The organism is Lactobacillus gallinarum DSM 10532 = JCM 2011, assembly GCF_001434975.1.
In the GTDB taxonomy this organism is placed as follows: Bacteria; Bacillota; Bacilli; order Lactobacillales; family Lactobacillaceae; genus Lactobacillus; species Lactobacillus gallinarum.
Genome location: NZ_AZEL01000078.1, coordinates 1 through 416 on the forward strand (window position 1 = coordinate 1; position 416 = coordinate 416).

Genomic DNA, 416 nt, shown 5'->3' on the forward strand with positions numbered 1-416 from the left:
GCGACTACTTCTTCTGCCAGCTTAGTCTCATAATTATTAAGAATAGAAAAGGCAAATGGCATTGCTTGATATTGTCTAACAGCTAAATAGCGCTTAGCATGATAATTGCTTCGATTGCGTCCTACATAAGAGTTGTAGACAAAGCGCTGCGCATCATAATTTAGCTTGATGATCTTCTTTTGCTTAGAACTAGGATAAAAGCGAAGCTTAACGCCAAAGTGATAGGCTAAACTGCTCATTCTTTTCATGATTTCACCTCCTCGTATTATTGTAATTTGATTATAGCCTATGTATATCTTATAATCCACAGTAAACAGATATGTAATAGATAAAAGGATATTGGACTATGAATTATAAAAGAGACAAAATAAAAGACGCAGGCTATGAAAAACACTACGTCTATAATGCACACTATC

At 34.6% G+C, this 416-nt stretch carries 1 protein-coding gene and 1 pseudogene; one reads left to right on the forward strand and one right to left on the reverse strand.

Translation table 11 applies throughout. From position 1 onward, the window contains the following. Positions 1–248: helix-turn-helix domain-containing protein (locus FC37_RS09055; RefSeq protein ID WP_156400681.1), on the reverse strand; the 248-nt coding region annotated here is incomplete at its 3' end. A gap of 98 nt (positions 249–346) precedes the next feature. Between FC37_RS09055 and FC37_RS11020 the strand changes: the two are divergent. After that, positions 347–416: pseudogene (locus FC37_RS11020) on the forward strand (IS200/IS605 family transposase); the annotation flags it as partial.